We start from the raw sequence: 7540 nt of genomic DNA, 5'->3' as shown, positions 1-7540 counted from the left end.
CCACGACGGCGCCGAAGCCGACCCGCGGGAACCCGGCGATGCGGGCGCGAAGCTCGGTGTCGAAGATCCGGGTCGGGACGAGACCGACCTCCTGCAGGCAGGGGAGGTCCTGCGAGGCGGCGTGGAAGAGCCACTCCTCGTCGACGATGGCGTCCTGCAGCTCGTTGAAGTCGCCGATCGGGATCGGGTCGAACAGGAACGCGCCAGCACCGCGGCGGAACACCTGGATGAGGTACGCCCGCTGGGAGTACCGGTAGCCGCTCGCGCGTTCGGCGTCGACCGCGACGGGACCGTGTCCCGCGGCGATGGCGGCCACCGCGTCGAGGTACTCCTCGCGCGTCGCGATCACGTGGACCGCGTCGTGCGACGCCTCGAACGCCGGCGACGACGCGCCCGTCGACGACGCTGCCGGCGACGACGCGCCCGCCGACGACGCGGCCGGGGACGCAGCGGTCGGTGACACCGGACCGCCCGGGGATGCAGGGTCAGTCACGTGCGAGCCTCCTCGGGGCCAACAGGGTCACGCCGTCCGACGCCGGGGGCAGACCGGCGAGCATCGCCACGATCTCCTCCCAGGCCTCGACGTGCGCGGTGAGGTCGTCCCCGCGCGGGGTCCACGAGGCACGCAGCTCGAGCTGCGCCCCGTCGCCCTGCGCCGCGAGGTCGCCGTAGCCGCGGGAGATGATCTTGGTCGCCGTGCCCGACGCGTGGTCGTAGGTCGCACCGTGCGCGGCGAGTGCGTCCACCAGCCAGCTCCACGTCACGTCGGCGACGAACTCGTCGACGCCGATCTCGGGTTCGAGCGGTGCCTGGGCGAACGTCACGATCCGGAACGCCCCGCCCCAGCCCTCCGGCTCGTCGGGGTCGTGCAGCGCGATGAACCGGCCGGTTCCGAGGTCGGAGTCGATGCCGTGCGTCGCACCCGAGACGTCCGCCGCGAGGGCGATCGAGAAGGGCGCGATGCGCGACGGCGAGGGGATCTCGGTGACGGTCGTCTCAGCACGCGCCCCGCCGGACGCCACGAACGCACGGAGCCGGGCGAAGGCGTCGGGCTCTCGGGTTTCGGACACGAATGCAGACTAGGCTCCGGAGCATGTCCCGATCAGCGCGACCCGCCGAGGACGTCGTCCAGGGGGCCGCTCGGTCGGCCGGTCTCGTCGCCGTGGGTGCGGGGGTCGCGGCGGCCGTCGTCGGCACCGCGGTGGTCGGCGGGTTCGTCGCCGGCATCGCCCGCATGGTCGTCACGCCGGACCGCAAGCGCACCGAGCGCGTCCCGATCCACGCCGTGGACACCGTCAGCCGGACCGTGACGCTCGAGCGCTCCGCCGACACCGAACTGCAGGGCCGCTACAGCCTCTGGTTCGGCGGCGGCACCGGGCACATGCGCGTCGGCGAGGTCCTCGGCACGACCGACACGACCGTCACCCGCCGCATCATCGCGATCGACGCCGGTGACCCGACGGCCGCCCGTCGTGGGCGCTGGGGAGGCTGGTTCTACCTGACGCCCGGCGAGCTCGACGTCCCGGTCGAGGACGTCGACGTCCCGACCCCGAACGGTCCCGCGCCGGCCTGGGTGATCCGCGCCGACGACCCCGACGCGCCCTGGGCCGTCCTCGTGCACGGCCGTGGCGTGACCCGCGCCGAGACGATCCGCGCGGTGCCGGTCTTCCGAGCGGCGGGGTACTCCGTGGTGCTGGCGAGCTGGCGGAACGACGGCGTCGCCCCCCGCAGCGTCGACGGCCGCTACGGTCTCGGCAGCACCGAGTGGGAGGACATCGACGCGGTCCTCCGCTGGCTGTCCGGACGCGGCGCGTCGAGCGTGGTCCTGATGGGCTGGTCGATGGGCGGCGCGGTCGTGCTGCAGACGCTCGTGCGATCGGCGTTCGCGGACCTCGTCGACGGCGTCGTGCTCGAGTCGCCGGTCGTCGACTGGCACGCGGTGCTCAAGGCGCAGAGCCAGCTGCTCCGCCTGCCGCGACCGGTCCGGAAGGTCGCCGAGCGGCTCCTCCGCACGCCGGTCCTGCACCGCCTGACGGGCCTCGCGCAGCCGGTCGACCTGCGGCAGCTCGACATGGTCGCGCGTGCGGACGAACTGCACGTCCCGATCCTGCTCATGCACAGCGACGACGACGGGTTCGTGCCGTCGTCCGCGTCGCACGCCCTCGCCGAGGCGCGTCCGGACATCGTGCGGCTCGAGGTCCAGACCACCGCCCGGCACACGAAGCTCTGGAACCACGACGCCGACTGGTTCGACGCCCGGATCCTCGCGTGGCTGACCGAGGTGGTCCAGCGCGACGGCGCGGCCAGCGCGCGGTAGACGCATCCACGGACGGACGGGAGGCACGGTGCCAGCTGGCACCGCGCCTCCCGTCCGACCACGGCCGGGTCTAGGAGACCGCGGCCTGGGCCTGCACCTGCCGCTGCACCCGGCCGAGCATCCCGACCATGCCGCGGATCCGCAGCGGGCTGACCGCCTCGCTCAGCCCGATCGTCAGCGGGTAGTCCGCCGGCACGGCGAGCACCTGCTCCGCCGTCAGCCCGGACAGCCCCTGCGCGAGGATCGAGGCGAACCCGCGGGTGGTCGGTGCCTCGCGCGGGGCGGTGGCGTGCATCCGGACGATGCCGGGCGCGTCGCCGTCCTCGCCCACGGTGACCGTGATGAAGACGGGGGACTGGCACTCCTCGACGCGTTCGAGCTCGTCCTCGTGTCCCTGCAGGCGCTCGGGCAGCGCCGGCAGCTCGTTCGAGAACTCGAGGAGCAGCTGCAGGCGGTCCTGCTGGGAGAGTTCGAGGAAGTCGTCGCGGATCTCGGCGAGGGACTGGGGGAGTGCGTCGGTCATCGGTCGGCGATGGTACCCGGTTCGGTGCCGACGGCGATCGGGACGCGGACGGCGCTGCCCCACTCGGTCCACGAGCCGTCGTAGTTGCGGACGTTCTCGTAGCCGAGCAGGTACTGCAGGACGAACCAGGTGTGGCTCGAGCGCTCACCGATCCGGCAGTAGGCGATGACCTCGTCGGCGTCGCCGATGCCGGCGCCGTCGCGGTAGATCGCGTCGAGCTCGTCGCGGCTCTTGAAGGTGCCGTCCGGCGCGGCGGCGGTGGCCCACGGGATGTTCACGGCGGTGGGGACGTGCCCGGCGCGGAGCGCGCCCTCTTCCGGGTAGTCCGGCGCCGTGGTGCGCTCGCCCGAGTACTCCGGCGCGCTGCGGACGTCGATCAGCGGCTTGCCGAGGTGGGCGAGCACGTCGTCCTTGTAGGCGCGGATCTCGGTGTCGACCCGGTCGACGACGGGGTACTCTGCCGGCGTCACGACGGTCTGGTCGGTCGTGAGCGCACGGTCCTCGGCGATCCACTTCGCCCGGCCGCCGTCGAGCAGGCGCACGTCCTCGTGGCCGAACAGCGAGAAGACCCAGAGCGCGTACGCGGCCCACCAGTTGTTCTTGTCGCCGTAGACCACGACGGTGGTCTCGCGGCCGATGCCCTTGCTGCCGAGCAGGCGGGCGAACGCCTCGCCGTCGATGTAGTCGCGGAGCACCGGGTCGTTGAGGTCGGTGTGCCAGTCGATCTTCACCGCACCGGGGACGTGCCCGGTCTCGTAGAGCAGGACGTCCTCGTCGGACTCGACCACGACCAGGTCGGGGGTGCCGGCGTCCAGCTGTTCCTGCAGCCACTCGGTGGAGACGAGCCGCTCCGGGTGGGCGTAGGCGGTGAACTTCTCGGACGGGTCGACCGGTGCGGTCATGGTGGGGTCCCTCCTGGGGGCTGGCGACGGATCGAGCGAGGCGACACCGGACTAGGATCGGTCGTCGGTGCCTGCTGGCAACGGTACGCGGACGTGCCGTTCGCCTCCTGCAACGTGACACCGCACGACATGCTTCCCGGAAGGCCACTCCTTGCCCGAACACCTCGTCGACCGCGACCCGCAGGTGACCCCGCAGCAGATGGCTGCGGCACTCGTCCCGCCGCCCCAGTTCCGGGACGCGTCGTTCGCCTCGTACCGGCCGGACGCGGACTACCCGTCGCAGGCGTCGGTCCGGGACGCGGTCGAGGCGTTCGTGACGGCCGGCGGCGGCGGGGCAGCGCCGCGACGGGGACTGTTCGGGAGGCGTCGGGGGCCGTCGTCGGACACGACCGCGAAGTCCGGCGTCTACCTCGACGGCGGGTTCGGCGTCGGGAAGACCCACCTGCTCGCCGCGGCCTACCACGCCGCCACCGGCCGGAAGACGTTCGGCACCTTCATCGAGTACACCGCGCTCGTCGGCGCCCTCGGGTTCCAGGGGACCGTCGACCTGCTCCGGGGCACGGCACTGGTGTGCATCGACGAGTTCGAGCTCGACGACCCCGGTGACACGATGGTGATGACGCGGCTCATCAAGGAGCTGAGCGAGACCGGCACCCGTTTCGCCGCCACGTCGAACACGCCGCCGGGGGCCCTCGGAGAGGGACGCTTCGCGGCGCAGGACTTCCTGCGCGAGATCCAGGCGATGTCGGACCGGTTCGACACCATGCGCATCGACGGCCTCGACTTCCGCCGGCGCGCGGTGGACGAGTCGGCCGGGGTGGTCGCCGACGTCGCCGCCGCACTGCCGAGCGGGCACGTCACGCTCGACGACTTCCGCGCCGTGGTCGCGCACCTCGCATCGGTCCACCCGTCGAAGTACGTCGCGATGGTCGACGACCTCGACGCCGTCGGCCTCACCGAGGTCCAGCCGTTCACCGACCAGACCGACGCGCTCCGCTGGGTCGCGCTCGTCGACCGGCTGTACGACGCGCAGGTCCGGATCGTCGCGTCCGGCACCCCGCTCGACCGGGTGTACCCGGACACCATGCTCGACGGCGGCTACCGCAAGAAGTACCTGCGGGCGGCGAGCCGCGTCGTGGCGCTCACCCGCGCCGTCGACTGACGCGCCTGCCGGGCGCGACGGCCCGCTGTCCCGCCGAACCGCGCCTCCCGACCCGGATGCGCGACGACTGTCGGACACCGTCCGGACGGACCGGGGGAACTCGTGGCCCCCGTCCAGGGGACTGATCGGGGGACGAAACACGACGTTTACACGGGGGGCGATCGCGTTACACCCACGAAACACTTCGTGCTCCAGCGTGAAACGTCGCCTCGCCAGACTCGGTGACACCCGACGCGGACCAAGAGCCGCTGGTGCAATCGAGAGGTGAACAATGCTTGATCAGGGCCAAACCGGCTTCCTGCTGATCATGGCGGCACTCGTGCTGTTCATGACACCGGGCCTGGCGTTCTTCTACGGCGGTCTGGTGAAGGCCAAGTCCGTCATCAGCATGATGATGATGTCCTTCGGGGCGATCGCCCTCGTGGCGGTGCTCTGGGTCCTGTACGGCTACGCGATCGCCTTCGCGAACACCGGTGACCACACGGCCGTCTCCGGCGTCGTCGGGTTCTTCAGCATCGACTGGAACCTGATCGGCCTCGGCCAGGCGTTCGAGCAGGCGCGGTCCAGCGCCGACGACGTCGCCTACCCGACGATGGCGTTCGTCGGCTTCCAGGCGACCTTCGCGATCATCACGGTCGCCCTCATCTCCGGTGCGATCGCCGACCGTGCCAAGTTCGGCGCGTGGATGGTCTTCGCCGGTGTCTGGGTCACGGTCGTCTACTTCCCGGTCGCCTCGTGGGTCTTCAACCTCACCTCGGGCTGGGCGCCGGTCTGGGGCGTCATCGACTTCGCCGGTGGCACCGCGGTGCACATCAACGCCGGTGCCGCGGGCCTCGCCCTGGCGCTCGTCCTCGGCAAGCGCGTCGGCTTCGCCAAGGGTGCGCACAAGCCGCACAACCCGCCCTTCGTCCTCCTCGGTGCCGCGATCCTGTGGTTCGGCTGGTTCGGCTTCAACGCCGGGTCCGAGGGTGCCGCCGACGGCATCGCCGCGATCGCCTGGGTCAACACCCTCGCCGCACCGGCCGCCGCGATCCTCGGCTGGCTGCTCGTCGAGAAGCTCAAGGACGGCAAGGCCACCTCGGTCGGTGCCGCATCGGGTGCCGTCACCGGTCTCGTCGCCATCACCCCGGCGTGCGCCGCGCTCACCCCGGGCTGGGGCATCCTGCTCGGCTTCCTCGCGGGCATCGTCTGCTGCTTCGCGATCGACTGGAAGTACCGCCTCGGCTTCGACGACTCGCTCGACGTGGTCGGCGTCCACCTGGTCGGCGGCATCTTCGGCACGCTGTACCTCGGCTTCTTCGCCAACGACACCGGTCTGATCTACTCGGGCTCGTTCGCGCAGCTCGGCAAGCAGGCCGCTGCCGCCGGTGCCGTCGGGGTCTACTCCTTCGTCCTCGCCTTCGTGATCGGCTGGATCATCGAGAAGACCATGGGCTTCCGCGTGAAGACCGAGGACGAGGTCGCCGGCATCGACACCGCGGTCCACGGCGAAGAGGGCTACGTCCTCTACGAGGAGCGCGACGAGACCCCGGTCTCCGTCCGGTAGCACCAGGCACACTCGCACGACGGGCCCCGCGCAGGCAGCAGCGCGGGGCCCGTCGTCGTGTGCGGGGTGGCGCGCGCGGGGGTGCGGGGCGCGGGGGATGGGCGCGCGGGATGGGCGGGAGCGGATTCGGAACGACATGGTCGTTGTCGTACGACGTCGACGATGTCGTCGGGGCGCGTGCGCAACAGCTGGCGTGTGCAACGAACGACAACCCCGATGTCGTACGACGTCGACGATGTCGTCGGCGCGCGTGCGCAACAGCCCGCATGTGCAAGGAACGACAACCCCGATGTCGTACGACGTCGACGATGTCGCTTCGCGTCGACGCACGGCGGGGCAGTACCGCCCGCCCAGGCTCCGCGTCCGGCAGAGTGGGGGCATGACGACGACGTCGAACGTGCTGACCAACCTCCGCGCGGTCGGGGGCCCCGGGCTCCAGGACGGCCTTCGGCGCACGGTGTACCGGTCGAACACCGAGCCGGTCGCCCCCGAGGCCTACCCGACGGGCCTCGCCGCGGTGATCGACCTGCGCCGAGACGACGAGCGGGAGGCGGTCCCGCACCCGCTCGCCGCGACCCCCGTGTACCGGTCGGTGCCGCTCTTCGACCCGGCCTCGGCGATCGAGTCCGCCGCCGAGGCCGTCCAGCTCGAGGACCAGTACACCGACTGGCTCGACCGGCACCGGTCGGGCATCGCCGCCGCGCTCCGGACGATCGCCGCCACGGACGGCGACGTGCTCGTGTGCTGTGCCGCCGGCAAGGACCGCACGGGGATCGTGAGCGCGCTGCTCGCCCGGCACTGGGGCGCGGGGACGGACGTCGTCGGCGAGGACTACGCGGCCAGCGCTGCCGGCCTGGTCGACCGGTTCGCGGCGGAGCGTGCCGCGAGCACCGACCCCGAGGCAACGGCCATCGGCCACCGCTGCGTACCCGAGATCATGACGACGGTGATCGCGCGCCTCGAGGAGCGCTGGGGCTCGGTGGAGGGGTACCTCCGCGGCATCGGGCTGCGGGACGAGGAGATCGCCACGCTCTGACCGGTGGTTGCGCGCGCGACTCGGGTCCGGCTCTGGACGTGCGGATGACGGGAG

Annotated in this window: 7 protein-coding genes and 1 pseudogene; 4 read left to right on the top strand and 4 right to left on the bottom strand. The window is 71.9% G+C overall.

Annotation, left to right across the window (positions count from 1 at the left end; genetic code table 11):
• Nucleotides 1–349: pseudogene (locus I5E_RS17065) on the bottom strand (ribonuclease D); the annotation flags it as partial.
• Between the two features lie 136 nt (nt 350–485).
• Nucleotides 486–1070, bottom strand: coding sequence for a DUF3000 domain-containing protein (locus I5E_RS17060; RefSeq protein ID WP_022908053.1), 585 nt, complete (start codon nt 1068–1070; stop codon nt 486–488).
• Nucleotides 1071–1093: 23 nt separating this feature from the next.
• On the opposite strand from I5E_RS17060, the gene I5E_RS17055 reads away from it, so the two are divergent.
• Entirely contained in the window at nt 1094–2317 is a 1224-nt protein-coding gene (locus I5E_RS17055; RefSeq protein WP_022908052.1) for an alpha/beta hydrolase family protein, read from the top strand.
• A 70-nt stretch (nt 2318–2387) separates the two neighbouring features.
• Here the strand turns inward: I5E_RS17055 and I5E_RS17050 are convergent, their stop codons facing one another.
• Nucleotides 2388–2840, bottom strand: a complete 453-nt coding sequence (locus tag I5E_RS17050; RefSeq protein WP_022908051.1) for a SufE family protein — start codon at nt 2838–2840, stop codon at nt 2388–2390.
• Nucleotides 2837–3742: a sulfurtransferase gene (locus I5E_RS17045; RefSeq protein ID WP_022908050.1), complete on the bottom strand. Its 906-nt coding sequence runs from the start codon at nt 3740–3742 to the stop codon at nt 2837–2839. Before I5E_RS17045 ends, I5E_RS17050 begins: the two co-directional genes overlap by 4 nt.
• A 199-nt stretch (nt 3743–3941) precedes the next feature.
• Between I5E_RS17045 and zapE the strand changes: the two genes are divergently transcribed.
• The 3 genes from zapE (at nt 3942) to I5E_RS22945 (ending at nt 7486) form a co-directional block, all read left to right on the top strand.
• The gene (gene zapE, locus I5E_RS17040) at nt 3942–4904 is read left to right on the top strand and encodes a cell division protein ZapE (protein ID WP_083858023.1); all 963 of its coding nucleotides are present in this window, start codon (nt 3942–3944) and stop codon (nt 4902–4904) included.
• A 271-nt stretch (nt 4905–5175) separates the two neighbouring features.
• Nucleotides 5176–6450 carry an ammonium transporter gene (locus I5E_RS17035; RefSeq protein ID WP_022908048.1) on the top strand — a complete coding sequence of 425 codons (1275 nt, stop codon included), beginning with the start codon at nt 5176–5178 and terminating at the stop codon, nt 6448–6450.
• A gap of 379 nt (nt 6451–6829) precedes the next feature.
• The gene (locus I5E_RS22945; RefSeq protein ID WP_187290538.1) at nt 6830–7486 is read left to right on the top strand and encodes a tyrosine-protein phosphatase; all 657 of its coding nucleotides are present in this window, start codon (nt 6830–6832) and stop codon (nt 7484–7486) included.
• Nucleotides 7487–7540 lie beyond the last annotated feature (54 nt).

It is taken from the genome of Curtobacterium sp. B18 (assembly GCF_000333375.1).
Taxonomy (GTDB): Bacteria; Actinomycetota; Actinomycetes; order Actinomycetales; family Microbacteriaceae; genus Curtobacterium.
The sequence above is the reverse complement of the archived record's forward strand: the minus strand, read 5'-3'. Positions and strand labels throughout refer to the sequence as shown.